General features: G+C 51.9%; 15 protein-coding genes. 9 read left to right on the forward strand and 6 right to left on the reverse strand.

Annotation, left to right across the window (positions count from 1 at the left end):
• The first annotated feature begins 398 nt into the window (after window positions 1–398).
• Window positions 399–2,018: a glycoside hydrolase family 28 protein gene (locus SNR34_RS02045; protein ID WP_486181023.1), complete on the forward strand. Its 1,620-nt coding sequence runs from the start codon at window positions 399–401 to the stop codon at window positions 2,016–2,018.
• 256 nt (window positions 2,019–2,274) lie between these two features.
• On the opposite strand, the gene SNR34_RS02050 is transcribed toward SNR34_RS02045, so the two are convergent.
• Window positions 2,275–3,126 (reverse strand): helix-turn-helix transcriptional regulator, encoded by an 852-nt coding sequence (locus SNR34_RS02050; RefSeq protein WP_236417728.1) that lies wholly within the window; start codon window positions 3,124–3,126, stop codon window positions 2,275–2,277.
• Window positions 3,127–3,380: 254 nt separating this feature from the next.
• Between SNR34_RS02050 and SNR34_RS02055 the strand changes: the two genes are divergently transcribed.
• Complete coding sequence (locus SNR34_RS02055) at window positions 3,381–3,839, forward strand: cupin domain-containing protein (protein ID WP_236417726.1); 459 nt, start codon at window positions 3,381–3,383, stop codon at window positions 3,837–3,839.
• Window positions 3,840–3,947: 108 nt separating this feature from the next.
• Here SNR34_RS02055 and SNR34_RS02060 read toward each other — a convergent pair whose 3' ends face one another.
• Window positions 3,948–4,775 carry an aldo/keto reductase gene (locus tag SNR34_RS02060; protein ID WP_339275725.1) on the reverse strand — a complete coding sequence of 276 codons (828 nt, stop codon included), beginning with the start codon at window positions 4,773–4,775 and terminating at the stop codon, window positions 3,948–3,950.
• A 300-nt stretch (window positions 4,776–5,075) separates the two neighbouring features.
• On the opposite strand from SNR34_RS02060, the gene SNR34_RS02065 reads away from it, so the two are divergent.
• From SNR34_RS02065 to SNR34_RS02080, 4 genes are all read left to right on the forward strand, one after another.
• On the forward strand, window positions 5,076–6,362 hold the full coding sequence (locus SNR34_RS02065) for a DUF445 domain-containing protein (RefSeq protein ID WP_486181024.1): 1,287 nt from the start codon (window positions 5,076–5,078) through the stop codon (window positions 6,360–6,362).
• Window positions 6,363–6,739: 377 nt separating this feature from the next.
• The gene (locus SNR34_RS02070) at window positions 6,740–7,111 is read left to right on the forward strand and encodes a hypothetical protein (RefSeq protein ID WP_486181025.1); all 372 of its coding nucleotides are present in this window, start codon (window positions 6,740–6,742) and stop codon (window positions 7,109–7,111) included.
• 57 nt (window positions 7,112–7,168) lie between these two features.
• The gene (locus SNR34_RS02075; RefSeq protein WP_438286893.1) at window positions 7,169–8,407 is read left to right on the forward strand and encodes a Tle-like phospholipase domain-containing protein; all 1,239 of its coding nucleotides are present in this window, start codon (window positions 7,169–7,171) and stop codon (window positions 8,405–8,407) included.
• A gap of 51 nt (window positions 8,408–8,458) precedes the next feature.
• A complete protein-coding gene (locus tag SNR34_RS02080) occupies window positions 8,459–8,731 on the forward strand; it encodes a hypothetical protein (RefSeq protein WP_236417714.1) in 273 nt (90 codons plus the stop codon).
• Between the two features lie 163 nt (window positions 8,732–8,894).
• Here the strand turns inward: SNR34_RS02080 and SNR34_RS02085 are convergent, their stop codons facing one another.
• Genes SNR34_RS02085 through SNR34_RS02100 form a run of 4 tightly spaced genes read right to left on the reverse strand, consistent with a single transcriptional unit; the run spans window position 8,895 to window position 11,696 of the window.
• On the reverse strand, window positions 8,895–9,248 hold the full coding sequence (locus tag SNR34_RS02085; protein WP_236417713.1) for a YxeA family protein: 354 nt from the start codon (window positions 9,246–9,248) through the stop codon (window positions 8,895–8,897).
• Window positions 9,249–9,285: 37 nt separating this feature from the next.
• Window positions 9,286–10,017 carry an ABC transporter permease gene (locus SNR34_RS02090; protein ID WP_236417712.1) on the reverse strand — a complete coding sequence of 244 codons (732 nt, stop codon included), beginning with the start codon at window positions 10,015–10,017 and terminating at the stop codon, window positions 9,286–9,288.
• A gap of 12 nt (window positions 10,018–10,029) precedes the next feature.
• Complete coding sequence (locus SNR34_RS02095) at window positions 10,030–10,782, reverse strand: ABC transporter permease (RefSeq protein ID WP_236417799.1); 753 nt, start codon at window positions 10,780–10,782, stop codon at window positions 10,030–10,032.
• Window positions 10,779–11,696, reverse strand: coding sequence for an ABC transporter ATP-binding protein (locus tag SNR34_RS02100; RefSeq protein WP_236417711.1), 918 nt, complete (start codon window positions 11,694–11,696; stop codon window positions 10,779–10,781). The genes SNR34_RS02095 and SNR34_RS02100 overlap by 4 nt, the downstream gene beginning before the upstream one ends.
• A 269-nt stretch (window positions 11,697–11,965) precedes the next feature.
• Here SNR34_RS02100 and SNR34_RS02105 point away from each other — a divergent pair, with 269 nt between their 5' ends.
• The 3 genes from SNR34_RS02105 to SNR34_RS02115 all read left to right on the forward strand — a co-directional run bounded on the left by SNR34_RS02105 (window position 11,966) and on the right by SNR34_RS02115 (window position 14,599).
• On the forward strand, window positions 11,966–12,682 hold the full coding sequence (locus SNR34_RS02105; RefSeq protein ID WP_339275729.1) for a response regulator transcription factor: 717 nt from the start codon (window positions 11,966–11,968) through the stop codon (window positions 12,680–12,682).
• Window positions 12,682–14,067 carry a sensor histidine kinase gene (locus SNR34_RS02110; RefSeq protein WP_236417706.1) on the forward strand — a complete coding sequence of 462 codons (1,386 nt, stop codon included), beginning with the start codon at window positions 12,682–12,684 and terminating at the stop codon, window positions 14,065–14,067. The genes SNR34_RS02105 and SNR34_RS02110 overlap by 1 nt, the downstream gene beginning before the upstream one ends.
• Window positions 14,068–14,416: 349 nt before the next feature.
• Entirely contained in the window at window positions 14,417–14,599 is a 183-nt protein-coding gene (locus tag SNR34_RS02115) for a type A2 lanthipeptide (RefSeq protein ID WP_236417704.1), read from the forward strand.
• Window positions 14,600–14,795: the final 196 nt, after the last annotated feature.

Below are 14,795 nucleotides of genomic sequence, written 5' to 3' on the forward strand. Positions count from 1 at the left end.
TCATACCGAGACATCCTCTTCATGGCAATTGATTTGTTATAAAATATGACGTAAGTAATAGAAATAATGGGCCTGAAGCTCGTTATTATGTTATATGTTTGTGATGTTGTTGGAATTGTTGTGACGAATCCTGACAAAAAAATGAATCGAATCGCCTAGATGATTTGTAGAGATTGGAATATATGGTTGTAGTATACTTATTATGGAGAAGCCCAAATGATGTGGATCATGGAGCATATAATCTCAAATTCCGTGCGGACAGAGCAAAAAAGCTCAACCCGAAGGGCTTGTCCTGCTGATATGATGGAGCCACCATCTGTGAACCGGGGGGTTGATGTCCGGTTTTGGTGCCATTCCAAAGTTTTGAATAGTAATGATATGGAGGGTGATTCGGTTCGATGAATACATATAACGCTTCCTTGCAAACAGACAAAGGTACTGCTTTCAACACCAATGAACCAAAATATGAAGTACAGCTGCCCAAGATTCCTGCGCGTGATTTTCGAATCACCGATTACGGCGCCGTTGGAGATGGCCACACGGACAATTCGGAGGCATTCCGATTGGCAATAGCGGCCTGCGCGGAAGCGGGCGGCGGGCGAATCGTCATTCCGGCAGGCGTATGGCTGACAGGACCAATCGTGCTCCGCAGCAGCATCGAACTTCATACACAAGCAGGGGCGTTGGTCACCTTTAGTCAGGCATTTGATCAGTATCCCTTAATTGCATCGAGTTTTGAAGGGTGGCAAGTCGTCAGATGCCAATCCCCGATCGATGCCGAAGGAGTGGAAGATATTGCGATTACGGGCGAGGGCATCTGGGATGGGGGCGGTCAAGCCTGGAGACCGGTCAAACGTTCCAAGCTGACACCTTCGCAATGGAGAAAGCTTGTGTCTTCGGGCGGAGTGGTAGCGGGAGCCGGAGAAGAGGACCAGATCTGGTGGCCGTCCGCGTCTGCGCTTGAAGGCGGTTCCATCGCCCTGCGCCTATATCAGGAAAAGGTACGGGATGTGGCGGCCTATGAAGGAATTCGCGATTTTTTGCGTCCCAACATGGTCAGCCTGCGACGCTGCAAACGGGTGCTGCTGGACGGACCGACGTTCCAGAATTCACCGGCATGGAACCTGCATCCGTGGGCATCCGAACACGTGACGATTCGAAATGTGCAAGTGCGTAATCCGTGGTTCTCGCAGAACGGTGACGGGCTGGATATAGATTCATGCCGTCATGTGCTGGTGGAACAAAGCGTATTTGACGTTGGCGATGATGCCATCTGCTTAAAATCCGGCAAGGACGCGGAAGGACGCGAGTTGGGAATGCCCTCCGAGTACATCACGGTCCGGGATTGCACCGTGTATCACGGACATGGCGGGGTGGTCATCGGCAGCGAAATGTCCGGCGGCATTCGGCATGTACGCGTGTCGGACTGCACGTTTATCGGCACGGACATCGGGCTGCGTTTCAAAAGTGCACGCGGACGCGGAGGGGTTGTCGAGGATATTCAGATCGAGCGTATTTACATGAAAGATATCATCTGGGAAGGCATCTCGTTCTCCTTTTTCTATGCTAACCAGGAAGGTTCAGCGAGGGGCAGCGACTTGGCGCAGGAGGTTAGCGAGGAGACCCCCGTTTTCCGTGACATTCACATTCGGGAAGTGGTCTGTGCAGGCGCGGAAACGGCGCTGTTTGTCAGCGGGCTGCCCGAAATGCCGTTGGAAGGATTGGTCATCGAAGATTACAAGGTACAGTCCCGATCCGGAATACAGTGCTCCCATGCCAAACATTTGCGAATTGCGCGGCTGGACGCCGACATTGCCGAAGGTTCCCTAATCCATTTGCATCAGTGCAAAGGAGCGGAGTTGGAGGCGATTGGGGGGCATGGCGCGGACGGGCGTTTGTTGACGTTGACCGGGCGAGAAACAGCGGGGATCGTTTGCCGAGAAGGTGATGACGAAACAGCAGGACGCCAGATATCCGTCGGACCCGAAGTGCGGAGCGGGGCGCTTATTCGCAGATAGTCCCGACAAGACGCCGCAGCTGGGTTGAGGGAGCGGCGCTGTCATACAGACGTGTCTCGCGGTGGCTGGAAACAGGGCACAGCCACCGCGCCTTTTTTTCATAATGAGAACTCCAGTCGTTGATCTCCACATTCCAGTGGCTCGGCTTAAGCGTCCAATCGGGTAAGGGTCGCATTCGCGAAATGCGGCTCTTTTTGTCCTATATGAAAAAGACGGAGAGAAGGGCCGGAAATGCAATATGCTTGCTCCAGACCGTTCACCGATGTTCTTTCCGGTATCGAAGGGGGGTCGTCCCCGTCACCTGTTTGAATGTTTTATTGAAATGGGCCGTGTGCTCGAATCCCACCTTCTCCGCGATCATCTGTACCCGGTCCCTGGTAGAGAGCAATCGGCGCTGGGCCTCCCTGACGCGCACGACGCGCAAATATTCGCTGAAACGGAACCCCGTAAATCGGCTGAACATCCGGCTGAGGTACGAAGGGCTGATATAAAAACGGGACGCCGTATCTTCAAGCGTAAGGGCTTGGCTGTAATGCTCGTTAACGTAACCTACGATTTCGCTAATCTTGTCCTGCATGGGATGGACGGGATCGGACATCGTCTGGCGCGTAGCCTCTTCTACGCGATGGATGCTGATCAATAGTTGGGCAAGCAGGCTTCTCACCGCAATCTCATGATGCGATCGGCGCTCTTTGCATTCACGCAGCATCTGCCATAACAAACGTTCGGTCTCCGGCTGCTCCTCTTTCGGGAAATGAACCAAACGGGAATGGTCAAAGGGAAGCAGGCCGCAGAGGCCGACCTCCATGCCCGTAGCAAAAGAGGGGGAGAACTCGATCAGGATCCGTTCAAAGCCGGGATTGCTTCCTTTGGATGTTGTATGTGGATCATGGGGATTGATGAGCATCAGGTCCCCTTTGCGTGCGGTAAGAACCTGTCCCTTCATGGAATACACCCGTTCTCCTTCCAGGAGATAATACAGCTCGTAAAACGGATGGGCATGCGGGTGTGTCATGGCGTATCCGTCCTGTCTGCGTATATGCTGAATGGTAAATGAATTCTCCCCGATGCGATACTTGGGTCCGATTCGATCCTCGATTACATGCATTTGCGCAGTTCCTCCCTGCAAGAATGGTTTACGAATATAACCATATCATAACGGAAAATCCAGTTAATTGTAAACGCTATCAATAAATTGACATGCTGAAGGCCGGGGGTGGGGCGAATCGGCTCTAAATCCGAGTATCGTTCAGGTTAGGAGCGGGAAGGATGACAAAATATGATCGATGATTTACAGTAGGAGGAGTGGGACAGAGCCTGGATCGGCGTCTCCAAACTGAAGTGGAAGGAAGGAAATTGGTTATGACGACACATGAACTTTCGCCTCTCGTAGCTGCGCTCGACATGCAGCCGCACGTTGAAGGTGGTTGGTATAAGGAAGTATGGAAAGCATCCTATCAAATTCCGCAGTCCGTGCTGCCTGAAGCCTATTCAGGCCCGCGCTTTGCGGCGAGTTCGATCTATTTCCTGCTTCACCCGCATGAATTTTCCGAATGGCATACAGTGCTGTCGGATGAACTGTGGATGTGGCACAGCGGAAGTCCGATCGAACTGAAGCTGGGCGGCACCGGCGAGCGTCCGGAAAATGAGGAAGTCCATGTGCTCGGCATGGATATTGCCGCAGGACAGCTGCCGCAATTGCTTGTGCCGGCAGGTGCTTGGCAAACGGCGCGTCCACTTGGCGATGAGCCGGTGCTCGTTTCGTGCGTGGTGGCGCCAGGTTTCCACTACGACGATTTCAAACTGGTAGCCAAGGGCTGATTTGGCTTTTCGAAAGCATGCTAACCATTGTTAACATTCATTCCAACAACAAACGAAAACCCCGATGCAGACATGAGCCTGCATCGGGGTTTTTGGCATCATTATTTTTTAGAAATTGAAGTTGTCGGGGTCCGAACCGAAGCGTTTGTTTTCGTTCAACCCGTTAATTTGCCCGATGTCTTCCGGCGTCAGTTCGAAGTCGAACAGATCGGCATTTTCCCGAATGCGCTGCGGTGTAACGGATTTGGGAATGGTGACGATGCCGTTCTGAAGATCCCAGCGCAGAATGACCTGGGCCGGGGACTTGCCATACTTGGCGCCGATTTCTTGGAGCAGCGGATGTTCCAACAAATGGCCCTGACCAAGCGGAGACCATGCTTCGACCTGGATTTTATGCTTACTGCAATAATCCCGCAATTCCTGTTGGTTCAATAGCGGATGCAGCTCAATCTGATTGACGGCAGGAACAACGGTTGCTTCGGTCATCAAATCCTCCAGATGGTGAATTTGGAAGTTGCTTACGCCAATGGCGCGAATGCGTCCTTCCCGATGCAGTCGTTCAAGCGCGCGCCACGTATCTTTGTATTTTCCTTTGACCGGCCAGTGAATGAGATAAAGATCCAGGTAATCCAGCTCCAGGCGCTCCATGCTGGCCTCGAAGGCAGCAAGCGTGGATTCGTAACCCTGGTCGGAATTCCAAACCTTCGTTGTAATGAACAAATCTTCACGGGCAATGCCGGATTCGCGAATGCCTTGGGCAACGCCGGTTTCGTTGTTATAGGCTTTGGCGGTATCGATGCTGCGGTAACCGGTTTCAATCGCCGTTCTGACGGCGTCCACGGCTTCTTGTCCGTCCTTCACCTTGAATACGCCAAATCCAAGCCATGGCATTTTGACTCCGTTATACAGCGTCGTCGTGTCCTGTACATGTTTCATGGTCCGAAATTCCTCCTTTGGTTATGTCGATGTGTTCTCCGTGTGCTTCCCCGGATGTGTGCTTGGCCCTGCAGGATGATTCCAACATTTATTATACTAAAGCTGCTCCTCCGTCGGCAAAGTTTATGGACCATGTTGGACATGAAGATCAGCTGTTTTTTTCCTTATTCTACAGGAAGAGGTTTGGATTTGATGCGCACGGGTGATAAGATGAAGTATAACGAGTCAGGGGGCTTTGCTTCCGCTGACGAAGGATGATCTCAATTGAAGGGATGCGGCTCGAACGGCAACTAACGGGGCGTGTCATTAATCATAAAGGAGCAAGTGGAGATGAAGAAATCGAAGCATACCAAAACCGCGGCGGCCTGGTCCCTCGTCGTCATGGGGGCGGGATTTGCCGCATCCTTGCCGTTCCAAGGCTCGATTGCCGGCAAATTGCTGGTGGGATCGTTCGAGGCCGGTTTGGTGGGAGGACTTGCGGACTGGTTCGCCGTCACGGCATTGTTCCGCCATCCGCTCGGCATTCCGATTCCGCATACGGCCTTGCTGCCGAAGAATCGGGCGAAAATGACGGAAGGGCTTGTGTCTGCCGTGGAGAACAACCTGCTCAACAAGGAGAGCATCACGGAGAAAATCGCCGGATTCAAAGCAGCGGAGATGGTGATGGATACCCTTATGCGGGAACTGCATACCGACGGAGCCAAGCAGATGATGGATACGCTCTGCAAACGCATTCTGGCCGGGCTGCCGCTGGAGCAAATTGCTCCCATCGTGGCGGCAGAGGTCAAAACGCAAGCCGGGGCATTCGATCTTGGACCGATTCTGGAACGGGCGATATCGCAGGTTAGCGAAAAAGGGTATGACGCCAAGGCATTGGATTATGGCCTGAAGCAGGCTGAGGAATGGCTGGTGAAGCCGGAGACGGTCTACGTGCTTGGCGAGAGCGCCATGAAAGCGATCGGCGGCATCCAGATGAATGGGCTAATGCAGTTTGCGATGAACGCTTTTCTGGGTTACATGAACGAAGAGAAGATGGGCGCGATTTTGCAGGGGTATCTTTTCGACAGGGTAGAAGACATGAAACGCGAAGGCAGCGCCCTCCGCTACAAAGTGCTTGGCCTTGTCCGTGAGCAGGCCTCCAAGCTTGCTTTCAGCGCCAAGGTGCAAGACGGGCTGAATGGATGGAAGAACGACATGTTGAACCAATGGGATGCCGAGCAGACGGTGCTTAACAAATTGACCGAGCTGCGCGACAAGGCCCTTAGCGCCATGGAGGATGGAGCCTACGTAGAGGCGTATGCGCTGCCTGCCATCAGCAGGATGCTGACGGATCTGCGCTCCGACGAAGAGCTGCTGTCCGGGCTCAATGCCAAAATCGTGGTAGGCGTCACGACGTTGCTGGAGAAGAACCATTCCAAGATCGGCAGCCTGGTCCGTGAAAACGTCGAGAAAATGGACAATAAAACGTTGATTTCGCTGATCGAAGACAAAGTGGGACAAGATTTGCAGTGGATTCGGATTAACGGCGCGGTTACCGGTTTTATCATTGGAATCGTGCTCACGGGACTACGAATGGTGCTGGAATAATAGCGAGAACCCAGAATCGTCTGGGAAAAGGAGAGAGCCGCTGGGAAGCGGCTCTCTTTGGCATGCGTTCGTGCCGTTATGGCACAAGGATTGCAGAGGGTTCAAGGAAAGCTTGGTTAACAGCACAGCATGTTGCATCGGACCGACAAGCGGGTAATATAGACCGGGACACTTTGCCCGAATCATTTTAGGAATAAAGTTTCACAAAAACGATGCTGACAGCCGATATGGCCGATGTTGATTTTGTACTATCATTCATCTAACAGGCAAAATAGCGGATATGGAGCAAACGGGTCTGCATAGATTCATTATGGGGCGGATTGACTTCAGCGTCTGTTTTTCGCAGGAAACTCAATGGGGAAGAGAAGGTGACCCGCATGAAGCCGAGAAAACCTTGGGTGATTTTGTTAGTCGTGACGATGTTGTCTATGTTCGTATTGGGGGGGTGCCAGAACATGAAGGTAAGCGAAAAAGAAGCCTTGTTCAAGGAGGCGGAGGCCAAGGCTGTCAGTTATTTCAAGAACAATTATGAATTGGACGTGGCGATTACCAGCAAGAAGCTGCTGCCCGAAATGGCAATGAACGAGATCGGTCTGGAAGGCCATGTTCAGGGACACGAGGAACAACACTTCAGCATTTCGTATAACTATGACAAAAAAACCATGGTGGGCTTCGTCATGAGCCCGGAAATCAAGGAAGCCATCATAGCGAATGGATACGATCCGTTTGCGAAGCCGCAGGCCGAATAGGGAGGGGAGAACAGTTTGAGCCAAGGACAGAAAATCGATGACGAAACGTACAAGACGATGTCCCAGCTTGCCTACCGCGATTTCAAAGAAGGGGACGAGGTGCAGGACTTGCCGGGCTGGAAGGTGCTTGAAGACAGCCATGGGAACAAGAGGTCGGGATTCGATGCGGTGACCTTTTACAACCCGGAAACCAATCAGGCGGTAATCGCTTATCGGGGAACCGAAGGCAGTGCCGGACTGGATCGCATGGCTCCCGACTTGTTCGCGGACGGACAGATTGCGCTTCCCGAGTTGGGGCGCAAAATCGATCAAAGCATGGATCTGCGGCCCGACTGGCTGTCAGGCGGCATTCAGAAGGTCAAGGACGTTACGGGCATGACCGCAGTGGAAAACTTTTTCGGCGAAGTGGATAAAGGGATCGATAAACACCTTTCCTTTGGACCAAACCAGATGTACGAGGCTGAGGATTATGCCAAGGATATGCAGAAAAAACACAAGGATCTGGACTTTTCGCTGACAGGACATTCGCTTGGCGGTGGTAATGCGCAGTACGCCGCGGTGTATACGGGCCTGCCTGCAGTCACGTTCAGCGCGCCATCCGTCATTTCAAGTCTGACGCCGGGCATGAAGCGTAAGGCCGAGGATGGAGAATTCGACAGCCAGATCATCAATTTCGGGCATCCGGGCGATTTCGTGGCCAGCGGGTTTTTCGGAGGATACGACCGCCACGTCGGCTCTACCTATTACATCGATTCGAATTACCAAGACATGAACGACGACATGAGCATGATCGACAAGATCAAAAACACCTTCGGGGGCAAAGATTATCATAGCCTGGATCGCTATGAGTTCGAAAATGGCTACGTGTCCAACGAATTGTACGACCCCGTCACCGGCGAACGGATCGCACGCACGCCAAGACAGCCGTCCAACGCGCTGAGTGATCTTGCCCTGTTTATGCGTAACATTGGCATTCGCGCAGGCGAAATTGCCATGGGGGCGGTTGCGGGCACGATCCAGGTTACCCCGGAAGAACTCAAAGACGTGGCCACTCGCTGGAAGCAGCATGCCCAGCAATGCAACGGGGAACTGAACGCGGTGCGGGGCCGCATGATGCAATATCTGCATTCCAGCCGCAGCCGAAGGCTGGAGCCGATCGTTGGCCAATTGGATGCCTCGATGAACGAACTGGGTACTTGGCATATGAAACACACAAGCCAGTTTTTGAACTTCATTGAGCAAAAAGCCGAAGAATTCCGGCAGGCGGACCAAACGCAGGTTAGTTTTGCCCGATAGGGCATGGTCACTTGTTGCCTGGTTAGAGGGTGTACATAAGGAGGGAGCGAAGTGAACGGACAATTGCTTGTAGAGCTCAATGATCTCCGGACTGCGGAAAGGGAGCTGTCCCAGCTGCTGGTGCGCCTGCAGGCGGATGAACAGGAAGCGAGGGCGCTTTACAAACGGTTGGAAGACTGGAAAGGGCAATCGGCCGATCATGTCAGGCAGCAGATCGAAGCCTTTTTTGCAGGTCTGTCGAGCCGCATACAATCCATTGAGGAGCAGAAGCGGAGTTTATTGCAGTATATTGAGGCCATGATCCAGACGGACCAGTCGAGGTAAGCCATTTGCACCCCATCCGATCCGGTTCATAAAATAAATTCCATGGACTTTATAAACTGAACCCCGGCAATATGAACGGAGGCAGCTGCCCTCCGTCCGTATTACCGGGGTTGTTTGGTGCGAGGAGATGAATACGGCACACTTCCGTAGGCGATTCCGGATGCTATTGGGAAGATAACTGTCGTGCTTCGCCAGGAAGATCATTTGCACTGACCTCTTCCCAATGTGTGACTCCGCGCAAGGTGGTTACGTACAATTTCAGGAATGCGCCCTGCTGAAGCGGCTTGCTTGCGGTAAAGCTGAGTTGTTTCGATTTTCCCTCATCCGTGTAACCGGTCAGCTCATACGCGTATCGGCCATTGCTATCCGTCGTGGCGCTTTCCTGATTTACGACGGTGTAATAAATCGTTTTGCCTGCCGGATTGTCTGGGGTCAGCTTGGCCGGATTCATGAAAAACAGCCACAGGCCAGTCAAGATGACCAGTCCCACAGCCAGTAAGGTGAATGCTTTTTTCATGGGGACCTACCCTCCTTAATGGATGATGACGTTTGTTTTAGGACGAGACGATGTCCTTGGTTTTCAGGCGATGTATCGACCAGAAAGCAAAAATCAGTATAAACGCGATATTCATCAACATAAACAGGACGTTCTGGGCCCGTGTGAGTCCTGTCTGGCTCAGGACGCCCATGCCGATGGTCAGCAGAGAATGGGGAAACAGCATGCCGATTTTGAGTACGTACATCCCCAAGCCAAGGAAGACGGCGCACAGGCCGATACCGATCGGCGTGGCGAAGCTGCGGATGCGGATCGACAGGCCGAGCTGCAAAGCGGCGATCGATAGGGATGCGAACCAACCGCGCAGACTCCATATGATGGTCTCCATGGGGAAGGCGTCAGGAATGGCAAACAGCTTCCCTGCAGCCCAATACATAAACATAAAGAACCCTTGGGCTGCCAGAATCAGCACGCCGACGATAACCAATTTTGCCATAAAGAAGCTGGTAACGGACATCGGGGACGAGAGCACCATGTTCCAATTACGATTGTTATGCTCCAGTCTGCAGACGAAGGCGCAGCATATCGCGATCAGGATCGGCAGAAAAAACTCCCCGTAAAACAGGCTCACCTGCGTCCAAAGGCTGTACCATCCATTCTGAAGTGCGGCCTGGTTGAAATAATAGTTGAAGCATCCGATCAGCAGGCTGATAATGGGCAGAATGGCCAACACCAGGCTGATCCGGGAATGCCTCAGCTTGAGCCATTCGGCGGAAATGCTTCGGATCATGTGGTTTCCTCCTTATACGTCTTGTCGTGAGACATGGATATTGCCCGCGATGTAAAACAAGATTGCCATGAGCAGGGCGGCGGCAAGCAGTCCGCCAGGCAGGCTGCCAGAAACGTAAGACCCCGAGGAAGCGCCATAAATATACGTCACCGGAGTGAGATCCATGTAGTAGGACCAGATAAAAAGGTGCCGAACGCCTGCGGGAAACAAGCCAGACGTCGTTCCGATGAATCCTCCGAGCATGCCAAGGCACAGCGCAAAGGCCTGGTTATGGACGGTGAGCGATAACCATTGTTGAAGAGCGGTAATCGCAAGCGTCGTAAGCAGTGTCCCGATCACGAACTGCCCGAGCAGGGAGAACGGGAGAGGGCCCGGTATGTTTTTGGAAAGACCAAAAGCGACGATGAACACGGCCTGAGCCAGAATGCCGTACAGAATCAGGCTGTTGGAACAGACGTACTTGGCGGTGTATACCTCATTGCGCCCGATATTGGTAGTCATCAGCATTTTCCAGGTGCTGCCCTTGTGCTCCATGTCGCAGATGCGGGAGACGACAATCGCCGAGATGATGGGAAGGAACAATCCGTTCATGGAAGCGATGCTGAAAATGAGGGCCTCCCAGTTTGCGTTAGACGCGCTGCGGGAGATGGAAATACTGATAGACATCGCTGCCCAGATCATCTCGGCGGCGAGAAACAGGGTCAGCATGACCCAAATCTTTTTGCGTCGAATTTTGAAATACTCCAGCGCGAGTGCCTTCATTATAAACTCCGCTCCTTCCCGGTAAGATCAAGGAAGATGTCCTCCAGGCTTTTTTTGTGCTCTTCGATGCGCGTTACGGCGATTTCCTGTTCCACCAGAATTCTGTTCAAGCGGGACACTTCCTCATCGCGGAGATAATCGAAGACCAGCTGTTTTTCTTTTGTTTTGGGCATATAACCCTGCGTAAGCAAAATTTTCTCCGCCCGGGCAGGATCTGCCGTTTGGAAATGGATCGTTGCCCTGTTGCTGGCCTGCAGTTCCTGCATCGTTCCTTGGTACATCAATCTCCCGTCACTAATGATGCCGACGGATGTGGCAATCTGTTCGATTTCGGATAACAGGTGGCTGGAGAGCAGCACGGTGATGCCATATTGCCCCGGCAGGGACTTGATCAGCTCGCGGATCTCGCCGATACCGGAAGGGTCAAGGCCGTTCGTGGGTTCATCCAGAATCAGCAGTTTGGGAAAGGCAAGCAAAGCCATGGCGATCCCGAGACGCTGCTTCATGCCGAGCGAATATTGATCCGCCTGCTTGTGCTTCTGATTTTCGAGGCGGACGATTTGCAGCACCTTGTCGATGTTTTTCGCAGGAGCATTCCGCAACCGCTGCATCACTCTCATGTTTTCCAATCCGGTCAGATGGCCGTAGTAGGAGGGGGATTCGATCAGCGAACCCGTCTGGTTCAGGATCGTGGGGCGATGCTTGCTCAGGTCTTTGCCAAAAACCCGTATGGTGCCTTCCGTAGGTTTGATCAAGCCTAGCAGCATTTTTAGCGTCGTTGTTTTGCCGGCCCCGTTGGGACCCAAAAATCCATAGATTTGTCCGGTTTCCACGCAAAGGTTGACTTGATGCACGCGCTCTACGCCGCCGTAGGTTTTGGTCAACTGCCGCGTTTCTACGATGGGTTGTATGCTCATCGTCGTCTCAACTCCATTTCAACTCGATTTATCCCGTTGTCCCCAATATAGCGTCATCGCCTTGCTCCCCGCTGAAGGTAACCTTACATTTACCTTAAATGAAATTGGAAAATATCGGGTGAATGCCTTTATCATGTATAATAAGAAAAAAGTCTGTAGATGTAAATTCATGGAATGTTGGAAAAAGCCGAAGAAAGTTCTTAGTGCAGTGCCGGGGAACCGTACTGCCGCACCAGAAGCGTACCTAGTTTAAAAAAAGGTGATGTGAATTGGATACAATGAAGAACAAAAAAATACTGATTGTGGACGATGAACCTGAAATACGGGAGATGATTGAACGGTTTTTGCGAAAAGAAGGTTTTTTTCGGGTATACACGGCAGACAACTTTGCCAATGCACTCTCGGTATGCAGGATGGAAAAGCCGGATGCCGCGATTCTGGACGTGATGCTTCCGGACGGAGACGGTTTTTCCCTGCTCTCGTCCATTCGCTCATTCTCGGATATGCCTGTATTGTTCTTGTCGGCCCGAGGCGAAGATGAAGATCGATTGCTGGGCCTTGGCTTGGGCGCGGACGATTACATGGTAAAGCCCTTCTTGCCGAGAGAGTTGATTTTGCGGCTAATGGCTATTTTGAAACGGGTATACGCGGCACCGGTCGTGGAAAGATTGCCTGTGTTTCGCCTCGGTTCGCAAGTCATCGATTTGGAAAGCGCAACGGTGCAAAGGGGGGATAGCGAGCATCCCCTGACGGCCAAGGAGCATGCCATTCTGGTCAAGCTGTACGAGAATCAGGGCCGAATCGTAACGAGCGATGCACTATGCCAGGCCGTCTGGGGGGATGAAAGCTTCGGATATGAAAACACGCTGATGGTTCATGTGCGCCGCATCCGGGAGAAGATTGAGGAGGACCCGTCCAAGCCGATGTATTTGCTGACCGTGCGGGGGCTGGGGTATAAGCTGCTCGCTGTTCAGGAGGCGCGTTAATGGATGGGGCCGTCCGCATTCTCAGGCGATTCGTCGGTTCCACCATTCTCGTATCCGTTATGCTTCTCATATTCAACTTAATCCTGCTCGGTTCACTGATCTTTAAAGAGCTTCATGAGGGTCCTTCGCCTGAAGCGGTTGTGAAGCAGCTCTCAAGCGGTCTTGCGGAGGATGGACAGGGAGGTTATGAGCTAAATGCGGAATCCTCCGGCCTGCTTGGTGCGCATCAGGCTTGGGCGATGCTGCTGGACGAGCAGGGGAAGGTGCAGTGGAGCGAGCATTTGCCGACTGAAATTCCACGATCGTACAGCGTAACCGATGTCGCAAAGTTTTCCAGATATTATCTCATGGAGTACCCGGTGTATGTGTGGGAACACGCGAACGGTCTGTTAGTGGTAGGATACCCCAAGAACTCCCACGGGAAATATCAGCTTGATTTTCTCGCAGATTGGTTGAGATCCCTTCCGCTGCGCATCCTGCTGCTATTGGTATGCAACGTAGTTCTGGCGTTGGTGGTGTCTATATTAATCGGAACACGCCTGATTCGCAGCATCCGTCCACTCATGGAAAGCATCCATGCGCTTGCAAAAGGAAAGCCCGTGCATGTGGAGAACGGCGGTATTTTCAGCGACCTTTCCCAGAGCATCAACTCTGCGTCCCGCATGCTGCAGGAAAAAAACGAGGCATTAAAGGCAAGGGACGAGGCCCGCTCGAACTGGATCGCAGGCATATCGCATGACATACGGACGCCGCTCTCCATGATTTTGGGTTACGCAAGCGAGCTGGAGGAGAGGGAGGAGCTGCCCGAGGAGGCCAGCCATCAAGCTGGGATCATCCGTCGGCAAGGGGAACGCCTGCGTTCGCTCGTCAGCGATCTCAACCTGGTATCCATGCTCGAATACGAGATGCAGCCGCTGCAGATGAAGCCGATCCGGCTCTCTGTGCTCGCGAGACAGGTCGTATCCGACTTTTTGAACAACGGGTTGGATGATCGGTACGACATCGTGCTTCAAGTACAGGACGAAAGTTTGCAGGTGATGGGCGATGAGCGCCTTCTATATCGGGCCGTCACGAATTTAATACAGAACAGTATTCGGCACAACTCCGAAGGATGCACGATCCGGCTGCAAACATTGCGTTCTTCAACCGATGGCTTTTGTCATTTTGTGGTATCCGATGACGGCCAGGGCATTGCCAAGGAGGAACTGTCCGATGTCGTCATGCTGCCCTACGCCGCAGGGCGAAAACGGCCTTCCCGGCAAGGACACGGCTTGGGCTTACCTATGGTTTCGCGAATTGCCCAAGCTCACAAGGGCAAGCTGATCTTGAAAAGCGACGTTGGAGCAGGTTTGTGGGCTGTTATAGAGCTTCCCCTATCCCGATAGGTTTCTTTCGGGGACGGGACTCTTTGACGTTTATGCCTATAACAACGATAGAAAGATACATAAGAGCGTTTTATATGATTCATTGGATCGTTCAATGCTTTGAGGAGTGCATTCTTTGAACTGGCAAAAGAACTTGGAGTGACGAGGCATTGTAGGCAGGCTGCATTTTTTGTAAAAATGTTGGAAAAAAATTTAAGGAAACTATTTACAAATACTAGAATAGTATGGTAGATTATGAGTATAGAAGATTTACAAAATATTTAAATAATGTAATAAAATGTTTATTTAATGTGGTGTTTAGCTTAATTTAAGCTATTCATAAAAAATTATTCGAATGGAGGTTTTCTCAATGAAAGAATTCAATTTTGAAGCATTGGGAGCAATCGAAGACATCAGTGATGACGAGCTCATGGTCATTACGGGCGCGGTAGCGGCCATCGAGGCTGCGAAAAGCGGCGGCGTGTTCTGCACGGTGAGTCATGAGTGTCATTATAATTCGGTTTCGCCTTCTTCCTGGTTGACTTGTTGCTAAGTTCTTTTGATCATCTTCAAGCACATGGCTGTTATCAGTTGTGTGCTTGAATTTTTTAAAATTATGGAACATACAGGTTTCAGCGGAGCTGAACCATTCTATATCGCAAAATTAACTTCGTCTAAGAACGGACCATCTTCCTTCAAGTTACGTAGATGGACGTTTTTTCTTATAGGGCTTTATATCATCTCGCACA

Source organism: Paenibacillus sp. XP01 (genome assembly GCF_057364885.1).

Coding starts and splice junctions, on each gene's coding strand:
- SNR34_RS02045 (WP_486181023.1), top strand. CDS start 399: ATGAATACATATAACGCTTCCTTGCAAACAGACAAAGGTACTGCTTTC.
- SNR34_RS02050 (WP_236417728.1), bottom strand. CDS start 3,126: ATGCATGTAATCGAGGATCGAATCGGACCCAAGTATCGCATCGGGGAG.
- SNR34_RS02055 (WP_236417726.1), top strand. CDS start 3,381: ATGACGACACATGAACTTTCGCCTCTCGTAGCTGCGCTCGACATGCAG.
- SNR34_RS02060 (WP_339275725.1), bottom strand. CDS start 4,775: ATGAAACATGTACAGGACACGACGACGCTGTATAACGGAGTCAAAATG.
- SNR34_RS02070 (WP_486181025.1), top strand. CDS start 6,740: ATGAAGCCGAGAAAACCTTGGGTGATTTTGTTAGTCGTGACGATGTTG.
- SNR34_RS02075 (WP_438286893.1), top strand. CDS start 7,169: ATGTCCCAGCTTGCCTACCGCGATTTCAAAGAAGGGGACGAGGTGCAG.
- SNR34_RS02085 (WP_236417713.1), bottom strand. CDS start 9,248: ATGAAAAAAGCATTCACCTTACTGGCTGTGGGACTGGTCATCTTGACT.
- SNR34_RS02090 (WP_236417712.1), bottom strand. CDS start 10,017: ATGATCCGAAGCATTTCCGCCGAATGGCTCAAGCTGAGGCATTCCCGG.
- SNR34_RS02100 (WP_236417711.1), bottom strand. CDS start 11,696: ATGAGCATACAACCCATCGTAGAAACGCGGCAGTTGACCAAAACCTAC.
- SNR34_RS02110 (WP_236417706.1), top strand. CDS start 12,682: ATGGATGGGGCCGTCCGCATTCTCAGGCGATTCGTCGGTTCCACCATT.
- SNR34_RS02115 (WP_236417704.1), top strand. CDS start 14,417: ATGAAAGAATTCAATTTTGAAGCATTGGGAGCAATCGAAGACATCAGT.